This is a genomic window from Streptomyces endocoffeicus (genome assembly GCF_016741935.1).
In the GTDB taxonomy this organism is placed as follows: Bacteria; Actinomycetota; Actinomycetes; order Streptomycetales; family Streptomycetaceae; genus Streptomyces; species Streptomyces endocoffeicus.
This window is the reverse complement of sequence record NZ_JAERRG010000004.1, coordinates 261,321-278,582: the sequence shown is the minus strand read 5'-3', so window position 1 is coordinate 278,582 and position 17,262 is coordinate 261,321. Positions and strand designations below refer to the sequence as shown.

Sequence of the window (17,262 nt, the reverse complement as noted above, 5' to 3'; positions counted from 1 at the left end):
TGAGCGGGGGGCGGAGTGTGCGAACTGTCCCGAGAGCGCACGTCGTCCTCCAAGGCATGGGGGGAAGGTGTGACCCCTAGTCGTCCCCTTGGCCGGAAAGGTTGCCGCCTTCGGGCCGACTTCTCGGGAGCGGGGCGAAACAGACGAAACGGGGACTCGTCGGCCGCTACCGTCGAAGGGTGAAGGCCATTCGTCGATTCAGCGTGCGCCCCGTCCTTCCGGAGCCCCTGCGACCGCTCAACCGGCTGGCGCGCAATCTGCGCTGGTCCTGGCACCCCGAGACCCGCGAGCTCTTCGAGTCCGTGGACCCCGAGGGATGGCGGGAGTCGGGCGGCGACCCGGTGCGACTGCTGGGCGCCGTGCCCCTCTCCCGGCTCGCGGACCTCGCCGAGGACCGCTCCTTCCTGCGCCGTCTCACGGCGGCCGCGGACGATCTGCACGACTATCTGACCGGGCCCCGGTGGTATCAGGGGCGGGTCGCCGCGGAGGACAGAGCCGGGCCGACCCCCGTCGAGCCCGTACCCACCGTGTCCCCAGGCGCGTCCGTGCGGTCGGACGCGCCTGTGCCGTCAGGCGCGCCGGTGCCGTCGGACGAGCCCGTGCCGTCAGGCGTGCCTGTGCCGTCAGACGCGTCCGTGCCGCCCGGCGTGCCCGTGCCGTCAGACGCGTCCGTACCCTCCGGACCGCCCGTACCCTCCGTCCCGCCCGCCCCCTCAGGACTGCCCGCCGCCATCGCCTACTTCTCGCCGGAGTTCGGGATCACCGCCGCCCTGCCCCAGTACTCCGGCGGCCTCGGCATCCTCGCCGGTGACCACCTCAAGGCCGCCAGCGACCTCGGCGTCCCCCTGATGGGCGTCGGGCTGCTCTACCGCCACGGCTACTTCCGGCAGTCGCTCTCCCGCGACGGCTGGCAGCAGGAGCACTATCCGGTCCTGGACCCCGACGAGCTCCCGCTCACCCAGCTGTGCGAGGCGGACGGCCGGCCCGTCCGGATCCCGCTCACCCTGCCCGGCGGCCGTCCGCTGCACGCCCGCGTCTGGCAGGCCCGGGTGGGCCGGGTGCCGCTGCTGCTGCTCGACTCCGACGTGGAGGAGAACGGCCACGGCGAGCGCGAGGTCACCGACCGGCTCTACGGTGGCGGCAGCGAGCACCGGCTGCTCCAGGAGATGCTGCTGGGCATCGGCGGCGTCCGCGCCCTGCGCGCGTACTGCCGGCTCACCGGCCACCCCGCACCCGAGGTGTTCCACACCAACGAGGGCCACGCCGGATTCCAGGGCCTGGAGCGCATCCGCGAACTGATCGCCGACGGGGCCGACTTCGACGCCGCCCACGAGGCGGTGCGGGCCGGGACCGTCTTCACCACCCACACCCCCGTCCCCGCCGGGATCGACCGCTTCGACCGCGAGCTGGTCGCCCGCCACTTCGGCGACGACGCCGAGCTGCCCGGGATCGAGGTCGAGCGGATCCTCGCGCTCGGCATGGAGACCTATCCCGACGGGGAGCCCAACCTCTTCAACATGGCCGTGATGGGGCTGCGGTTGGCCCAGCGCGCCAACGGGGTGTCCACCCTGCACGGCCGCGTCAGCCGGGAGATGTTCGCCGGGCTCTGGCCGGGCTTCGACCCCGAGGAGGTGCCCATCACCTCCGTCACCAACGGGGTGCACGCGCCCACCTGGACGGCCCCCGAGGTCACCCGGCTCGGCGCCCGCCAGTTCGGCCACCTCGGCGACTCCGAGCTGTGGGAGCTGCGCCGCACCCTGCGCAAGCGGCTGGTCGCCGAGGTCCGGCAGCGGCTGTACGCCTCGTGGCGGCAGCGCGGCGCGGGCACCGCCGAGCTCGGATGGATCGACGGGGTGCTCGACCCCGACGTCCTCACCATCGGCTTCGCCCGCCGCGTCCCCTCCTACAAGCGGCTCACCCTGATGCTGCGCGACCAGGACCGGCTGATGGAACTGCTGCTCCACTCCGAGCGGCCGGTCCAGATCGTCGTCGCGGGCAAGGCACACCCGGCCGACGACGGCGGCAAGCGCCTGGTCCAGGAACTCGTCCGCTTCGCCGACGACCCCCGGGTCCGCCACCGCCTGGTCTTCCTGCCCGACTACGGCATGGGCATGGCCCAGAACCTCTACCCCGGCTGCGACGTCTGGCTCAACAACCCGCTGCGCCCGCTGGAGGCATGCGGCACCAGCGGTATGAAGGCGGCCCTGAACGGCTGTCTCAACCTCTCCGTCCTCGACGGCTGGTGGGACGAGTGGTACGAGCCGGACTTCGGCTGGGCCATCCCCACCGCCGACGGCGACGCCATCGGCGAGACCCGCCGCGACGACCTGGAGGCCGCCGCGCTCTACGACCTGCTGGAACAGCGGGTCGCCCCGCGCTTCTACGACCGCGGCCTGGACGGCCTCCCCAGCCGCTGGATCGCCATGGTCCGGCGCACCCTCACCACCCTCGGCCCCAAGGTGCTCGCGGGCCGCATGGTCCGCGAATACGTCGAACGCCTCTACGCCCCGGCCGCCCGCTCCCACCGAGCCCTGAACCTCGAGGCGGCCGCCGAACTGGCCACCTGGAAGGCCCGAATCCGCGCCGCCTGGCCGGACGTCGCCGTCGACCACGTCGAGGCCCACCTCACCCCACCCGCCCCGGGCGGCGCCGCCGAACTCGGCTCGACGCTCTCCCTACGGGTCCGGGTGCGCCTGGGTGCCCTGGACCCGGCGGACGTCGAAGTCCAGGCCGTGGCGGGCCGGGTGGACGACACCGACCGCATCACCGACGCCACCCACGTTCCCCTCAAACCCACCGCGGGCCCCGACCTCGAAGGCAGCCGCCTTTACGAAGCCCCCCTGGCCCTCAACCGCACGGGCCCCTTCGGCTACACCATCCGCGTCCTCCCCACCCACCCCCTCCTCTCCCACCCCGCCGAACCGGGCCTCATCGCCATCCCCTCGGAGACCGCATCCGAAGCGGCGGGAGTCCTGATGCGCTGAGCCCCCGGCGGCTAAACTGGCCACGGACCGTCCGGCGCGGGGGAAAGTGCCACCCCATGTCCGACGTCTCGGGGTGCACAAAAAAAGCCGGCCGCCGCCCGAAGCGGCGGCCGGAATTGCCGACGGTCCCGGAGAGCGATGCTCTCCGTCCGTACGTATTGAGATCTTGGACGTCGGCGGGACCTCAGCTGACCACCGCAAGGCGGTGGTCGGGCTGAGCTGCCTGCCGGGCCATCGGTTCGACCACCCCGATCGAAGGGTTGAGAACTGGTGGACTGGGACACCGTCACCCTGCTCGTCCTCGCGGCCTTCGGCCTCGCCGGACTGATACTCACCATGTCAGCGGAGCTCCTGTCCAAGATCCCGGCCGTCATCGAGGCCTGGCGCCGGGTTCGCACGACATGGCGCGGTGGCGACGATGGCTAGGCGGCCAGGTCGGGGCCGAGCGAGGCGGCCCTGGACGGGGCGAGCCACACGAGCTGTGCGGTGACTCCGTCCCGGGAGAACCACGCCTCCGCGCGCTCGGGCGAGGCGAGCACCAACCGCTGCCCCGGCCCGACCACTTCGGTACGCCCGTCCTCATGGGCCATGCCCCATGCCGCGATCTCCACGTCTGATTCTCCGGTGTCCTCGTACGGGTGGATCCGGGCCACGGCGAAGAGGCGGGGCGCGGTGGCGAGGACGAGGGCGCGGAGTTCTTTGCCGAGGTCGAATTACTTCTACGGTGCATCGAGAAGTATCTAACCTTGACTTCGTTCCAGTGACCCTTGCACCATCTGTGCGACCGTGGAGGACCGCATGCCGCCAAGGACAACTCCGACCGCACGCCAGCTACGCCTCGGAGTTGAGCTGCGCAAGCTCCGCGAGCGCGCGGGGCTCAACACCCGGGAGGCCGCTGAGCTGATCGGGGCCAACCAGGCCCGCATCAGCAACATCGAGACTGGGCGCTTCGGCCTCAGCGAGCGCAGCATCCGCACCCTGGCCGGGAACTACGCGTGCGGCGACGAGGCTCTGATCGCCGCGCTCATCGCCATGACCGGCAAGCGGAAGCGCGGCTGGTGGGAGGAGTACCGTGAGCTGCTGTCTCCCGGACAGCTCGACCTGGCCGAGTTGGAACACCACGCGGCGGCATTGTTGCTGGCTACTGTGCTCCACATCCCCGGCCTGCTCCAGACCGCCGATCACGCCCGTGCGGTCTTCGCCGAAGGGGTGCCCGCGCTCCCGCCGCCCGATGTAGAAGACCGGGTCTCGCACCGCATCAAGCGACAACGCATCCTCTATGGCGAAAGTCCCACCCCGTGCAAGGCGGTGATCCACGAGGCCGCCCTCCGTATGCCCTTCGGCGGCCCGCGCACGGCCCGTGCGCAGCTTCAGCACTTGATCGACATGAGTGAACGAGAACACATCACCATCCAGGTGATCCCGTTTAGGAACGGGACGTTCGCCGGTTCCGGCCAGTCGATCAACTACTTCTCCGGCCCCGTGCCCCAACTCGATACCATCCTGCTCGAGCAGGCCCACGGCTCGCTTCTGCTCGACGCCGAAGCTCAGCTGGAGAAGTACCGCATGGTGATCGGCAAGATGGAAGCCATCGCACTAAAGCAGGACGAGACCCGTGACTTCATCCACGGGCTCATCCACGAACTGTGACAAGGAGCGGCACATGAACCCGATGTCTTGGCGGCAGTCCTCCTACTGTCAGGAGTCAGCCTCTTGTCTGAACGTCGCCAAGGGGGAGCACAACACGATATTGCTCCGCGAGAGCGAGCACCCCGAGGTCATACTCTCAACCACCCGCACGCGCCTGAGAACCTTCATACGCGCTGCCAAGGCAGGCCAGTTCGACCACATTGGCGAGCCCAGGCGCTGACTACGAGCGACTCAGACAGGCCCTTGCGCGTGCGATGAGACGGTGCGCTTGGGCTCCGTAAGCGGCGGTCTCACTCAGCCGCTCCCAGACGCGCTTGTACAGGGCGACATCGTCTGCCGATTCGAGATGTAGCTCAGTGTTGATCGTCTCGACGATCACGCGCTCGTCGTCGAAGATCCAGAAACCGTGTTTGGGCGTGAGCTTGAGAGGTGCACCGAGGGGGATGACGCCGAATGAGACGCTGCTCATCCCGATGAGGCCGACGAGCCGGTCAAGCTGCGCCGCCATCACGTCGTGGGGGCAGACCACGGCGTGCAGTACGCCCTCCCAGATGAGGATGTCAAAGCGCTTGCCCGGCTCATAGAGAACCTCCTGACGCTTGACCCGCGCGCGTACCGCCTCTTCGGTGTCCCGCGGCGTGCGCATCAGCTCGGCGTTCTGCAGCAACAGGCATCGTGCGTACTCCGGAATCTGGAACAACCCCGGGATAACGGTGGCCTCATAGCCCTGAACGGTCGAAGTTCGGCGGTACTCAACGACATACTTCTCCTGTACGCCGCGATGCCCCGAAGCGAGCTGGCGCCGCCACGATCGCTGCTGTGATTCCAGGCCGCGTAGACGTGCCTTCAGATCCTCGGCTTGGGGCAGAGCACCAACCACATCGGCCCACGCTTCGAGGTCTATAGCGGTAGCGGTCTGTTTGCCGTTCTCCAGTCTTGAGACCTTCGAACGTTGCCAGCCGAGTCGGGCCGCCAGCTCCTTGCCATTGAGACCGGCCTCGGTGCGCAGTTCGCGCAGCCGCGCACCGAGGGCGATACGGCCAGCCTGAAAGTCAGTGGTCACACGGACGACGGTACCTGTGCCTCAAACTCTCTCGTGGGCACGGCGTGGTGCCATGCTGCGTCACGGATCTGACACGCGCGGACCACGGATTCCGCGTCCTCCAGGACGTGTACGCCCAGGGTCGTTCCCTCGCTGTCGATGACGAACTTGACGACGGAGCGGGAGTCGAACAGCCAGAAGTCGTAGCCCGGCAGGCCGATACGCTCCGCGTCCGACCGGTAGAGGTTCCGGATGTCCTCTCCGGCCTCAACATTGCCGAGCCCGGACGCGAGCAGGAACCGTTGGCCTTCTGTGGGAGGTTGATCCACCAGGCGCACTCGCTCGAAGCGCTTGCCCTGCATCGTCTGTTCGCGGACATTGACGTGCCAGGGGCTGTCCGGGTTGTAGCCGAAGGTCTCCCCGCTCTGGAAGCGCGGCCAGTTGGGGCTGGCGAGGTCGGACGCGTAGCCCCGCTGTGTCTCCAGCCGCCAGGCGGTGTGCTCGAAGTCATCGAAGAAGTGTGCGGCGTCTTCGAAAGGAATGAGGTCGGGCACGTCTTCTACTCCTTGGGGGCGTAGCGAGTCAGCAACTCACGCGGGACGACGACGAATGCCTCGGACTCCTTGACGTCTCGGAGCTGGGCAAGGTGCTTGGGGTCGGTGAGCAGATAGCCCTGAATGACAAGATCGCCGGTTTCTTCGATCTCGTACAGCGTTGGACAGTTGCCGTGCTCGGACGTCGTGCCGAGGAACCTCAACGCCATGGAGTTCCCCTTCCTGTCGGGAGTCGATCGGGTCATCAGAATGTCGTGGATAGCGTCATGGAGCTATGCGATTGCGCGGGATTGCGACGGTCATTCACCCATGAGTGTCTGTGCTTCTTCGAGGCGCGGAAGCCCACTGTCTTCAGGTGCGTCTGAACTTGCGGCACGAGACGGCGGGCTGACTCACGACCAGGGCACAGCCTCTGGCCTCGCCCATCCCATCGCTCCACCAGCTCGCCCGCAAGCGATGAGCAACTTCGAGCAATCGCGTTGAGCAGTGATGAGTGCGCTCCGTAGCGTCTCCGTCACCCACTCGCGCGGAGAAGTTGGTAGTCATGAGAATCACCGAAGAGGTCATCGACGCCATGCGTTCCGAGCGCCACCGAGCGGCCGGAGAAGAGGCGAGAGCGGTCGCTGAACTGCTCCGACAGGCACTTGGCCGTCTCGGCTTCACGGCGGACGTGGCCATGCCCCACGGAGAAGTGGACGAGGCCCTGTTCTGGCCGGTCCTGCGGGGTGAGGTGACCGTCTCGGGACACCCCATGGTCGCCCTCGGTCGTATCCCGCTCGACAGTGCGAACCGGCTCGCGGAAATCCTCATGCGCGCCGCTCTGGAGGAGAACACCAAGTCGGCCACCACTCGGTGAGCCGTCTCTGAAACCCCCGTTCCCGCTGGACCGGAGCCCTGGCAGGTCGAGCCCAGCGCGGAACGGGCGCATGTGCACGACGGCGCGAGGAAAGCCCCCGCGCCGGCAGCACCGAAGGGAATCATCTCGATGCGCTTACGCGGATTCAAGGCCGTCGTCCGGCAAGACCCGGAGGACGACGGGCCGACAGAGGGTGGGCAGCAGGGCGGATGTGGCGACGGTGATGGCTGCGGGCGGCAGTAGGTACGTGCTGTAGACGGGCGACCCCCACTCGGCGTGGGGGTCGCTCTCACTGAGAGAGCGAGCACATGCACCACCACGGCTACACCTGGCTCGGGTCCGCGCACGATTTGCTCAAAGACGGCCCCCGGCGCCCCCTGCACCCGGAGTTCACATCCAACAAGGTCGTCCCCCTGGAATGTGCACACTGGCTGCTCAAGCCGGCCCCGTTTATCCAGGGGACATGGAGCGACTCCGAGCAAGCAGCCGCATGGTTCGGTCGGCAAGTGCGGGCTTCCGCAGCGGCGTTCGCGGCGGAGCGCGATCGGGACGCCCCCCGGCTCGCAGAGACGGTCGCCCGTGCGGTCGAAAGGGTGGCGAGCGGTGAGGACGTGGTCGGCGGCTGGTATCTCGCAGGGCAGAGATTCCTGTCCGTGTGCCTGATCGCGTGCAGTCCGCACCGTCTGCGCCCGGAGATTCCCTGTCCTGCCGGTGCTGCCGCCTGAGTCCAGACCGTCGTCCGAGTTGTCCGGTTGTGTGCTGTCCGTCGTTCAACGTGCCTTATAGGCTCGCGATTTGGCTGTCCGCCCGTTTCGGGAGGTGTCGTGCGAGACCAGAAGATGTACTGCTACACCTGTGGCTCTGACGAGCAGCACCGTCGGCTCACCGCCAAGGAGAAGGCCTGGCTCAAAAACCGCACGGGCCGGAAGACGGTCGAGGAGTTCTTCGTGTGCAAGGCGCCGGACTGCCGCAATCTGCGGACAGGTTTCCAGAAGCGCCCCTTCGATCCCGTCATCCGCCTGCCCTTGCCCGACTGACGCTTCATGCTGCCGCGGTTGACCTTGTCGCGGCGGCAGGGTTTCTACTGGCGTTATGCGCATCGAAGAGGGCGGCGAGGCCGTCAAGGGACTGCGGGCCGCGCGGGTGGCGGTGTGGGTGGTGCTGCCCGCCGAGGTGGCCGTCGCGGTGTGTGTGGTGGCGGGTGTGCGGATGCCCGGAGCGATTCTTGTGGGGGCCGAGGCGCTGGTCGCGAGCGTGCTCGTGCTGGAGGCCGTCGTTCTGTGGCGGCTGTATGCCGTGCGGCGACGGGCCGGGGCCGAGCGGCGGGATGCCGTGCGAGGCGCGCTGCGTACGGTGGTGCCGGTAGTGGTGCGGCGACTCGTCGCGCATGAGATCCGGGCCCTGCACAGCCTCGGGCTGTGGGTGCTGCGCCGGCGCCACCAGGTTCCCGAGGGGGCGCTGGCCGCCCCGTACACCGGACCCCAGACGGCCATGATGTACGGGCTGCTCTTCGTCTCCGTGGTCGAAACGGTTGGGCTGGCGCTGGTGATCCCCTGGCCGGTCGTGCACGCGATCCTGCTCGTCGTCGATGTGTACGGGGTGGTGCTGATCCTCGCCCTGCACGCGTCCTGCGTGGTCCGGCCGCATGTGGTGGAATCCGACGGCTCGTTGCGCATACGGTTCGGCGCACTGTTCGACCTGCGGGTTCCGGCCGCCACCATCGCCACCGCCCGGGTCGAGCGGCGCTATCCCGATGGACGGCTGGTGCGGGTGAGCGCGGACGGGGTGCTCGATCTCGCGGTGGGCAGCCAGACCACGGTGACGGTGGAGCTGACGGAACCGGTGGAGTTCGTGCGACCGCTCGGCGGGTCGGGCTTCGCCCGTACGCTCCGGTTTCACGCGGACGACCCGCGTGCGGCGGTCGCCGCCCTTAAGAGGGTTGGAACATCCAGCTCCGGCCACAGCGGCGGCGGTCATTGAACGCGGGACGAACATTGGATGAGAGGTGAGCCACATCGGCCACATGTGCGTTCTTGGAGCGTACATTCGCCCCCCTGAAGCCATTGCATGCACGGGGGGCAATCGTGAAGTGGCTGGAGCAGTTGACGGCGCCCGAAAATCTGCTGGCGCTGCTCGGCGTCGTCGTGACGGTCGGCGGGCTGTCGTACGAGCGGCTGATTCCCGGGCGGAAGCGTATCGGTTATCGCGTGCAGATGGACACGTTGATAGACGACAGCACCCAGGACGGGCCGATTCATCAGCGGTTGCGGATGCTGGAGAATACTCCGGATCTGGCCGGGGCCTCGCTCGTCCTGTTGCGGATTGAGAATGACGGGTTTCGGAGCATTGACGCCGATGACTACATCACGGCGCCGGCGACGAACCACCGCGGGCTCACCGCGACCTTTCCCAATCGCACCGTGCGGGATGTGGCGGTCACCGAGCCCAGCCATCCGGATCTGCTGCGGCATCTGCCGCAGCGCGGGACTCCGGAGAATCCCGGGCTGGTCTGTGCGGGCAACGAGATCTCGCTGCCCCGGGTGCCGCTGAACAAGGGGGATCACTTCAAGCTGCTGGTGCTGCTGACGGGTGCCGGGACCGATAAGCCGCCGCATGTGGGCGGGCGGATCAAAGAGGGCAGGATCCGGAACAATGAGAAGTTCCGGCGGCCCAGCAATCGCATGCTCGGGCTGATCGGCAGTCTGCTGGCCATGCTGATGCTCCAGTCGTTCGGTATGCAGCTGTGGCGGGACGATCCGCTGCCGCGCGGCTGCGCCGAGGGGAATCTGACGATCGTCGGTTCGACCGCGTTCAAGCCGGTGGCGCAGGACGCGGGCAAGGCGTATCAGGGCGACTGCCGGGATGCCCATGTCACCGTGGAGGCGCAGGGCAGTGGGCGCGGTACGAAGACGCTGATCGACGTCGGGGAGGCGGCGAAGGGCGGGTTCCCGTCGTATCTGGCCTTCTCCGACGGCCCGGACGGGGACGGGAACCCCCGGCTCAAACAGCATCTGGTGGCGCTGTCCGTCTTCAGTGTGGTGGTGAACAAGGATGTCCGGGTCACCGATCTCTCCCTCGACGATCTCCGCAAGCTCTATTCGGGTCGGATCACCAACTGGAACCAGCTGCCCGGCGGGCCCGATCTGCCGGTGCGGCTGGTGAGCCGGGACGCGAAATCCGGGACCCGCGGGGTGTTCGAGGGCCGGGTGCTGGAGCGTAACGAGATCTCGCGGACGTCCGACAACTGCCGGACCCCGAAATTCACCGGGGACACCGTCGTTCGCTGTGAACTCGACAGCACCGGCGAGGTGTTGAAGACGGTGGCGAGCACCCCCGGCGCGATCGGCTACGCCGAATTGCACTCCGCCGAGGAGAGCGCCCAGCAGGGGGATCTCCATCTGGTGGCCCTCGACAACCGTAAGCCGTCCATTGGCGCGGTGCGGGAGCGGATCTACCCGTTCTGGGAGCCGGAGTACGCGTACACCTACACCGCGCCGCCCGCGAACTCCCTGACCTCGAAGTTCCTCGACTATCTGGCCGGGGACACCGGGCGGAACCTCATCGAGAAGCATGGCCATCTGCCCTGCGCCGCCGCGGAGAACCAGCGGGCGTGTCAGCTGGCGGCCGGCGGGCGGTAGGAGACAGAGGTGGGACCGGTCGGCCGGGTGGGTACCGAAGCCCGGCCGACCGGCGGGGGTCACTTGACGTTGACGCCGCCCCAGGCGTTGTCGACCGCCTTGTACTCGGCGCTGCTCGCGCCGTACAGCGCCTTCGCGGCCTTGAGGGTCGCGGTGCGGGCCTTGGCGTAGTTGGTGGTCGAGGTCATGTACGTGGTGAGGGCCTTGTACCAGATCTTCTCGGCCTTGGCGCGGCCGATGCCCTTGACGGTGCGGCCGTCCTTGGTCGGGCTGTTGTAGGTCACCCCGCCGATGACCTTGCGGCCGCTGCCCTCGGACAGCAGATAGAAGAAGTGGTTGGCGATACCGGAGGTGAAGTGCGGGTCGTCGTTGCCCACACCGCTCTTCCAGTAGTCATAGGACAGGCCGTCCTTGCTGGGCTTGTCCATGTAGCGCAGCGGGGTGCCGTCCCCGTTGATGTCGATCTTCTCGCCCATGAGGTAGTCACCGGGGTCCTTGGCGTTCTTGGCGTACCACTCCACGGCGGTGCCGAAGATGTCGGAGGTCGCCTCGTTGAGCCCGCCGGACTCGCCGCTGTACTCCAGGTTGGCGGTGGCCGAGGTGAGCCCGTGGCTCATCTCGTGGCCCGCCACGTCGAGCGAGGTGAGGGGCTTCTTGTTGCCCGCGCCGTCGCCGTAGGTCATGCAGAAGCAGTCGTCGTCCCAGAAGGCGTTCTCGTACGCGTCGCCGAAGTGGACGCGGGAGTAAGCGGCCTTGCCGTTGCCCTTGATGCCGTTCCGGCCGAGGACCTTCTTGTAGTAGTCCCAGGTCATCGCCGCGCCGTAGTGGGCGTCCACGGCGGCGGTCTGGGCGATGGTGGGCTTGCCGTTGCCCCAGACGTTGTTGGCGTCGTAGAAGGCCGACCCCTTCTTGGTGTCGTCCCACGAGTGCTTGAGGTTGTACGTCTTGTGGCCGCCGCGCGCGGTGTCCTTGAGCAGCCACTGGCTGCCGCTCTTGACCGAGCCGACGGTGACCTTGCCGTTGTGCTGGCCGGTGCCGGTGCCGTTCTCGACGGCCTGGAACTCGTAGAGCTTCTTGCCGGAGTCGGCGTCGGTGATGACGTGCAGCTTGCTGGGCGTACCGTCCTTCTGCACCCCGCTGACGACCGTCTCGTACGCGAGGGTGGGCTTGCCGGTGGCGGCCCAGATCACCTTGCGCGCGTTGTCGGCGGCTGCCTTCTTGTCGCCCGCGGCCCGCGCGGCGCCGAGGGCGGAGCGCTCGGCGCCGGAGGGGGCGATGGCGGCGCTGGTGTCGCCGACCTCGATGTCGGCGTCGGTCGCCTTGTCGGCACCCTGGGAGGCGCCGCTCGCGGACTCATGGACGATCAGATCGCCGCCGAGGACCGGCAGTCCGGCGTAGGTGCGCTCGTAGCGGGTGTGGGTGGTGCCGTCGGCGTCCTTGACGACATCCCTGACGACCAGCTTCTCCTTGGCCCCGAGCCCCAGCGACTTCGCGGTGGAGACGGTGGTGGAGCCCGCCGCCCGCAGCAGCTCGGCGCGGGCCGAGGGAGAGAGCGAGACGGCGGCGGCATCCGAGCGGGTGGCCGAGGGAGCCGAAGGAGCGGCCGCGTTCGCGGATCCGGCGGTGGCGCCGGCGGCGAGCAGGGAGGCGGCCAGGGTCGCCGCTCCGGCGGCGAGGGCGGTACGCGAGCGTCTGAGACGGGATATGCCGGATATGGCTGACGTCGAACGTGAATCCACGCGTATCTCCAGTTGTGATGGGGAGTTGGGCGAAGCTTCCGCCCAACGCGACAAAGATGTCGCTTTGCCGTGGATAAAACATACCGGTGCCCGGGGCCTCAGGCCCCGGGCACCGGCAGAGTGTCGTGCGGTAACTCAGGTGGTTTTACTTGACGTTGACCCCGGCCCAGGCGGCGTCCACGCCCTTGGCCTCGGCGCTGTCGGCGCCGAAGAGGTCCGTGGCGGCCTTCTGGGTGGCCTCACGGGCGGCGTGGTAGTCGGTGGTGGAGGTCATGTACGTGGTCAGGGCCTTGTACCAGATCTTCTCGGCCTTGTCCCGCCCGATGCCCTCGACCTTGGAGCCGTCGGAGGTGGGGCTGTCGTACTTCACACCGTTGATCTCCTTCGCGCCGCTGCCCTCGGACAGCAGGTAGAAGAAGTGGTTGGCGACACCGGAGGAGTAGTGCACGTCCTGGTTGCCCACATCGTCGGACCAGTTGTCCGCGGACTGGCCGTCCTTGCTCGGCTTGTCCATGTAGCGCAGCGGGGTGCCGTCGCCGTTGATGTCGATCGCCTCGCCGATGAGGTAGTCACCGACGTCGGTGGAGTTCTTGACGTTGAACTCCACCGAGGTGCCGAAGATGTCGGAGGTGGCCTCGTTGAGGCCGCCCGACTCACCGGTGTACTCCAGGCCCGCGGTCTTGGAGGTGACGCCGTGGCTCATCTCGTGGCCCGCCACGTCGAGCGCGGTCAGCGGGGCCTTGTTGCCCTGGCCGTCGCCGTAGGTCATGCAGAAGCAGCTGTCGTCCCAGAAGGCGTTGACGTAGCTGTCGCCGTAGTGCACGCGGGAGTAGGCGCCCTTGCCGTCGCCCCCGATGCCGTCGCGGCCGTGCACGTTCTTGTAGTAGTCCCAGGTGGCGGCGGCGCCGTAGTGGGCGTCGACGGCGGCGGTCTGGGGGTCGTCCGGCTTGCCGGTGCCCCAGTTGTCGTCGTCGTCGGTGAACGCCTTGCCCTCGCCGTCCTCCTTGTTCTCCAGGTTGGTGGTCTTGTGGCCGCCGCGGTCGGCGTCGGTCAGGGTGTAACCGCTGCCTTCCTTGCTGGTGCCGAGCTCGACCGAGCCGCTGTACTCGCTCTCGCCCTTGCCGGTCTCGATGCCCTGGTACTCGTAGAGCTTCTTGCCGGTGGCGGCGTCGGTGATGACGTGCAGCTCGTTCGGGGTGCCGTCCTTCTGCACCCCGCCGACGACGGTCTCGTAGGCGAGCACGGGCTTGCCGCTGGAGGCCCAGATCACCTTGCGCGGGGCCTGGTCGGCCGCCGCCTTGGTGGTGTCGTCGGCCTTGGCCAGCTTGACGGCCGACTTGGCCACGGCGCTCGGGGCGATCCCGGCCGTGGTGGAGGCGACCTTGACGGTGGCCTTGGTGGCCTTGGTGACGCTCTTCACGTCACCGCCCTTGGCGCGGTGGACGATCAGGTCGCCGCCGAGGACGGGCAGGCCGTCGTAGGTGCGGTCGTAGCGGGTGTGGGTGGTGCCGTCGGCGTCCTTGATGACGTCCTTGACGACCAGCTTCTCCTTGGCGCCGAGGCCGAGCGACGAAGCGGTGTCCGCCTTGGTCGCGTTGGCGTCGCGGAGCAGCTCGGCGCGGGCCGAGGCGGTGAGCGCCGCGGGCTGGGCGCCGGACTTGGCGTCGGCCGGGGCGGCACCCGCGGTGCCGGCGCTCAGTCCGGAGGCGAGCAGGGCGGCCGCGGCGACCGCGGTACCGGCGGCCATGGCGGAACGCCGCTTACCGGCACCGGATATGGGCATGCTGAAGGTCTTGCGCACGCGATCTCCTCGTTGCTGTGGGGGGTCAGCGCCGGGCTGCGGGGAAGTGCGGCCCGGTGCTGAACAAGAGGTACTGATGCGTAATGCGTTGGGCAGACTGTCACACAAGTCCGGGACATGTCACGGGTTTCACGACAGGTCGAAGGGAAAATGTTCGTTGAATGCTGATCAACCTTCGGATTCCGGACAGGCGAATGTAAGAGTCATGGACTGAAAATGGGCCAAAAGAGGCGCCGCCAGGGGGAGTCGGGTCGACCCCTGGCGGCGCCTGTCCTGGGCGAGCCGCACGGCTCCGTCAGAACGTCAGAGCGTCAGAACCTTCAGAACGTCAGAACCTTCAGAACGTCAGCTTCCAGCTGTTGATGTAGCCGGTGTCCTGGGCGTACATGTCCTGGACCCGCAGCTTCCAGGTGCCGACCGCGGTCTCGGAGGACGCGTCCACGGTGTACGTGGTCCGCACATCGTCCGCCGAGTCGAAGAGGCTGCTGTCCTTGAGCCGGTAGGCCGTACCGTCCGGGGCCACCAGGTCGATCGCCAGGTCGCCGCGGTAGGTGTGCACGATGTCCACGCCCACCTGGAGGTTGCTGGGCGCGTTGCCCGCCCGGCTCACCGAGATCGGCGAAGTGACCGGTTCACCCGCGTCCGGGATGGCGATGTCCGCGGTGTTCTCGAAGACATTGCCGCCGCTGGTGTTGACCGTCCAGGTGAAGGACGCCGTACCGGTCTTGCCGGCCGAGTCGGTCACCGTGACGGTCACCGCGCTCGACCCGACGGCGGTCGGGGTGCCGGAGATCAGACCGCTGGCGGAGTCGAGGGCCAGGCCCGCGGGGAGCCCGGTGGCCGCGTAGCTCAGCGCGCCCGGGTTGGAGCTGGTCGCGGTGATCTGGAGGCTGGTGGCCTGGTTGACGATGCTGGTCTGGTCGCCGGGCGGGGTGACGGTGACGCCGTCGGCGATCCGGGTGCCGACGTTGACCCCGGCCCAGGCGTTGGCCACCGCGTTGTACTGCGCGCTGCCCTGGCCGAACAGCTCGCCCGCCGCCCACAGCGTGGCGTCGCGGGCGCCCGCGTAGTTGGTGTTGGAGGTCATCCGCTGGCTCAGCGCCTTGAACCAGATCTTCTCCGCGTTGTCCCGCCCGATGCCGGTGACCGGGAGGTTGTCGTACGTCGGGCTGTTGTAGCTCACGCCGTTGATGACCTTGGCGCCGCTGCCCTCGGAGAGCAGGTAGAAGAAGTGGTTGGCGATGCCGGACGAGTAGTGGACGTCCACATTGCCGACACCGGAGTACCAGCTGTCCTTGGAGGCCCCGTCCTTGCTGGGCTTGTCCATGTAGCGCAGCGGGGTGCCGTTGCCGTTGATGTCGATCTTCTCGCCGACGAGGTAGTCGCCGGGGTCGCCGGCGTTGTTCGCGTAGAACTCGACGGCGGCGGCGAAGATGTCGGAGGTGCCCTCGTTGAGCCCGCCGGACTCACCGCTGTAGGTGAGGTTGGCGGTGGCCGCGGTGACACCGTGGCTCATCTCGTGCGCGGCGACATCGATGGAGGTCAGCGGCTTGGCGTTGCCCGAGCCGTCGCCGTAGGTCATGCAGAAGCAGGCGTCCTGCCAGAAGGCGTTGACGTAACCGCTGCTGTAGTGGACCCGGGAGTACGCGCCGACGCCGTCGCCCCGGATACCGGTACGGCCGTGGACGTTCTTGTAGTAGTCCCAGGTCTCGGCGGCGCCGTAGTGCGCGTCCACCCCGGCGGTCGCGGCGTCGGAGGTGGTGCCGTTGCCCCAGACGTCGTCGGCGTCGGTGAAGAGGGTGCCGGTGCCCGAGGTGCCGCGGTTGAGGTTGTACGTCTTGTGGTTGCCGCGCCCCGCGTCGGTGAGGTTGTACGAGCCCGAGCTGCCCGAGGTGCCGAGGGCCACCTGGCCGCTGTACTGGCTGTTCCCGGTGCCCGTCTTGACACCCTGGAACTCGAACAGCTTCTTGCCGGTGGCCGCGTCGCTGATGACGTGCAGCTCGTTCGGGGTGCCGTCCTCCTGGAGGCCGCCGACGACCGTCTCGTACGCGAGGGTCGGGGTGCCCTTCGCGGCCCAGATCACCTTGCGGGGCGCCCGGTCGGCCGCGGTCTTCCGTGAACCCTGCGCGTTCGCCGCCTTCACGGCGGCCTTCTCGGCGGTGGCGGGCGCGACGCCGGCGCTGGTGGTCGGGACGGTCAGCCGGGCTTTGGTGGCCTTGGCGACGGTCAGCGGCGCGCCGCTCTTCGCCCGGTCGACGACCAAGTCGCCGCCGAGGACGGGGAGTCCGGCGTAGGTGCGCTCGTAGCGGGTGTGCGTCGTGCCGTCGGCGTCCTTGATGACGTCCTTGACGACCAGCTTCTCCTTGGCCCCGAGCTTGAGGTCCTGGGCGGCCTCGCCCTTGGCGGCGTCCGCCGCGCGGATCAGCTTGGCGCGCTGGGCGGGGGACAGCTTCACGGGGAGGGCGCCGGGGTCGGGGGCGCCGGAGATGGTGCGGGCGGCGGGGCGGTCGGCGGCGTTCGCGGAGTTCGCGGCGGAGTCGTCCGGGCGGGCGGCGGCGGTGCCGCTCTGGAAGCCGACGCCGATCATCGCCGCCGCGACGACCAGCACACCGGTCGCGATGGCCCGGTTGCCCGGGGTGCGACCGGATCTGCGGCCACTGGGTCTGAGGTGCCGTTGGGGGAGGGATCTCACGCTGACTCCTTCTGCGCTGGCCGCGCGGTGGCACGGCCGGGACGACCGGGCGGCTGGGTCGCCGTCCGGGCAGGGCAGGGCAGAACGCGTGCTTACCCCGGCGTTACCGGGTGCGCCCGGCCGCCGACGAACGACCGGGCGCGGCCGCGGTGCGACCGGGGGTGTGGGGGGTGGCTGTGGCTTCGGGCGCGGCTAGGGGCTGGGGGAAGCGCTGCGCCTCGGCCGAGGGAAGAGTGCCATCAATGGACTCGACCTGTCAGGATCGCGACAAAAACTTGTCCGGAAAGCGTCCGTTGACAGGTGTGC

The 17,262-nt window shown here is 68.5% G+C and carries 15 protein-coding genes; 8 read left to right on the top strand and 7 right to left on the bottom strand.

Annotated features, from left to right (window positions below; translation table 11 throughout):
• The first annotated feature begins 179 nt into the window (after positions 1 to 179).
• Positions 180 to 2,984 (top strand): alpha-glucan family phosphorylase, encoded by a 2,805-nt coding sequence (gene glgP, locus JK364_RS13780; protein ID WP_201851126.1) that lies wholly within the window; start codon positions 180 to 182, stop codon positions 2,982 to 2,984.
• 270 nt (positions 2,985 to 3,254) lie between these two features.
• Positions 3,255 to 3,410, top strand: coding sequence for a hypothetical protein (locus JK364_RS13775; protein WP_201851124.1), 156 nt, complete (start codon positions 3,255 to 3,257; stop codon positions 3,408 to 3,410).
• Here JK364_RS13775 and JK364_RS13770 read toward each other — a convergent pair.
• Positions 3,407 to 3,595, bottom strand: a complete 189-nt coding sequence (locus JK364_RS13770; protein WP_201851122.1) for a hypothetical protein — start codon at positions 3,593 to 3,595, stop codon at positions 3,407 to 3,409. The genes JK364_RS13775 and JK364_RS13770 overlap by 4 nt on opposite strands.
• 187 nt (positions 3,596 to 3,782) lie before the next feature.
• Here JK364_RS13770 and JK364_RS13765 point away from each other — a divergent pair, with 187 nt between their 5' ends.
• Positions 3,783 to 4,634 carry a helix-turn-helix domain-containing protein gene (locus JK364_RS13765; RefSeq protein ID WP_201851459.1) on the top strand — a complete coding sequence of 284 codons (852 nt, stop codon included), beginning with the start codon at positions 3,783 to 3,785 and terminating at the stop codon, positions 4,632 to 4,634.
• Positions 4,635 to 4,647: 13 nt separating this feature from the next.
• Complete coding sequence (locus JK364_RS13760) at positions 4,648 to 4,854, top strand: DUF397 domain-containing protein (protein WP_201851120.1); 207 nt, start codon at positions 4,648 to 4,650, stop codon at positions 4,852 to 4,854.
• Here the strand turns inward: JK364_RS13760 and JK364_RS13755 are convergent, their stop codons facing one another.
• Genes JK364_RS13755 through JK364_RS13745 form a run of 3 tightly spaced genes read right to left on the bottom strand, consistent with a single transcriptional unit; the run spans position 4,855 to position 6,439 of the window.
• Entirely contained in the window at positions 4,855 to 5,697 is an 843-nt protein-coding gene (locus JK364_RS13755) for a helix-turn-helix domain-containing protein (protein ID WP_201851118.1), read from the bottom strand.
• Positions 5,694 to 6,230 carry a DUF6879 family protein gene (locus JK364_RS13750; protein ID WP_201851115.1) on the bottom strand — a complete coding sequence of 179 codons (537 nt, stop codon included), beginning with the start codon at positions 6,228 to 6,230 and terminating at the stop codon, positions 5,694 to 5,696. The genes JK364_RS13755 and JK364_RS13750 overlap by 4 nt, the downstream gene beginning before the upstream one ends.
• Before the next feature lie 5 nt (positions 6,231 to 6,235).
• Positions 6,236 to 6,439, bottom strand: a complete 204-nt coding sequence (locus tag JK364_RS13745) for a hypothetical protein (RefSeq protein ID WP_201851113.1) — start codon at positions 6,437 to 6,439, stop codon at positions 6,236 to 6,238.
• Between the two features lie 335 nt (positions 6,440 to 6,774).
• On the opposite strand from JK364_RS13745, the gene JK364_RS13740 reads away from it, so the two are divergent.
• From JK364_RS13740 to JK364_RS13725, 4 genes are all read left to right on the top strand, one after another.
• Complete coding sequence (locus JK364_RS13740) at positions 6,775 to 7,086, top strand: hypothetical protein (protein ID WP_201851111.1); 312 nt, start codon at positions 6,775 to 6,777, stop codon at positions 7,084 to 7,086.
• An 839-nt stretch (positions 7,087 to 7,925) separates the two neighbouring features.
• On the top strand, positions 7,926 to 8,123 hold the full coding sequence (locus tag JK364_RS13735; protein WP_230991944.1) for a hypothetical protein: 198 nt from the start codon (positions 7,926 to 7,928) through the stop codon (positions 8,121 to 8,123).
• Between the two features lie 55 nt (positions 8,124 to 8,178).
• Entirely contained in the window at positions 8,179 to 9,066 is an 888-nt protein-coding gene (locus tag JK364_RS13730; protein ID WP_201851108.1) for a hypothetical protein, read from the top strand.
• A gap of 104 nt (positions 9,067 to 9,170) precedes the next feature.
• Positions 9,171 to 10,724, top strand: coding sequence for a phosphate ABC transporter substrate-binding protein (locus JK364_RS13725; RefSeq protein WP_201851106.1), 1,554 nt, complete (start codon positions 9,171 to 9,173; stop codon positions 10,722 to 10,724).
• 59 nt (positions 10,725 to 10,783) lie between these two features.
• Here JK364_RS13725 and JK364_RS13720 read toward each other — a convergent pair whose 3' ends face one another.
• From JK364_RS13720 to JK364_RS13710, 3 genes are all read right to left on the bottom strand, one after another.
• Positions 10,784 to 12,463, bottom strand: coding sequence for a M4 family metallopeptidase (locus JK364_RS13720; protein WP_201851104.1), 1,680 nt, complete (start codon positions 12,461 to 12,463; stop codon positions 10,784 to 10,786).
• 145 nt (positions 12,464 to 12,608) lie between these two features.
• A complete protein-coding gene (locus JK364_RS13715) occupies positions 12,609 to 14,246 on the bottom strand; it encodes a M4 family metallopeptidase (protein ID WP_201851457.1) in 1,638 nt (545 codons plus the stop codon).
• A gap of 355 nt (positions 14,247 to 14,601) precedes the next feature.
• Complete coding sequence (locus JK364_RS13710) at positions 14,602 to 16,851, bottom strand: M4 family metallopeptidase (RefSeq protein WP_201851455.1); 2,250 nt, start codon at positions 16,849 to 16,851, stop codon at positions 14,602 to 14,604.
• Positions 16,852 to 17,262 lie beyond the last annotated feature (411 nt).

Excerpts from the sequence above, each read along its gene's own strand:
- JK364_RS13765 (WP_201851459.1), top strand. The coding sequence starts at position 3,783 with ATGCCGCCAAGGACAACTCCGACCGCACGCCAGCTACGCCTCGGAGTT.
- JK364_RS13760 (WP_201851120.1), top strand. The coding sequence starts at position 4,648 with ATGAACCCGATGTCTTGGCGGCAGTCCTCCTACTGTCAGGAGTCAGCC.
- JK364_RS13745 (WP_201851113.1), bottom strand. The coding sequence starts at position 6,439 with ATGGCGTTGAGGTTCCTCGGCACGACGTCCGAGCACGGCAACTGTCCA.
- JK364_RS13740 (WP_201851111.1), top strand. The coding sequence starts at position 6,775 with ATGAGAATCACCGAAGAGGTCATCGACGCCATGCGTTCCGAGCGCCAC.
- JK364_RS13735 (WP_230991944.1), top strand. The coding sequence starts at position 7,926 with ATGTACTGCTACACCTGTGGCTCTGACGAGCAGCACCGTCGGCTCACC.
- JK364_RS13730 (WP_201851108.1), top strand. The coding sequence starts at position 8,179 with ATGCGCATCGAAGAGGGCGGCGAGGCCGTCAAGGGACTGCGGGCCGCG.
- JK364_RS13715 (WP_201851457.1), bottom strand. The coding sequence starts at position 14,246 with ATGCCCATATCCGGTGCCGGTAAGCGGCGTTCCGCCATGGCCGCCGGT.
- JK364_RS13710 (WP_201851455.1), bottom strand. The coding sequence starts at position 16,851 with ATGATCGGCGTCGGCTTCCAGAGCGGCACCGCCGCCGCCCGCCCGGAC.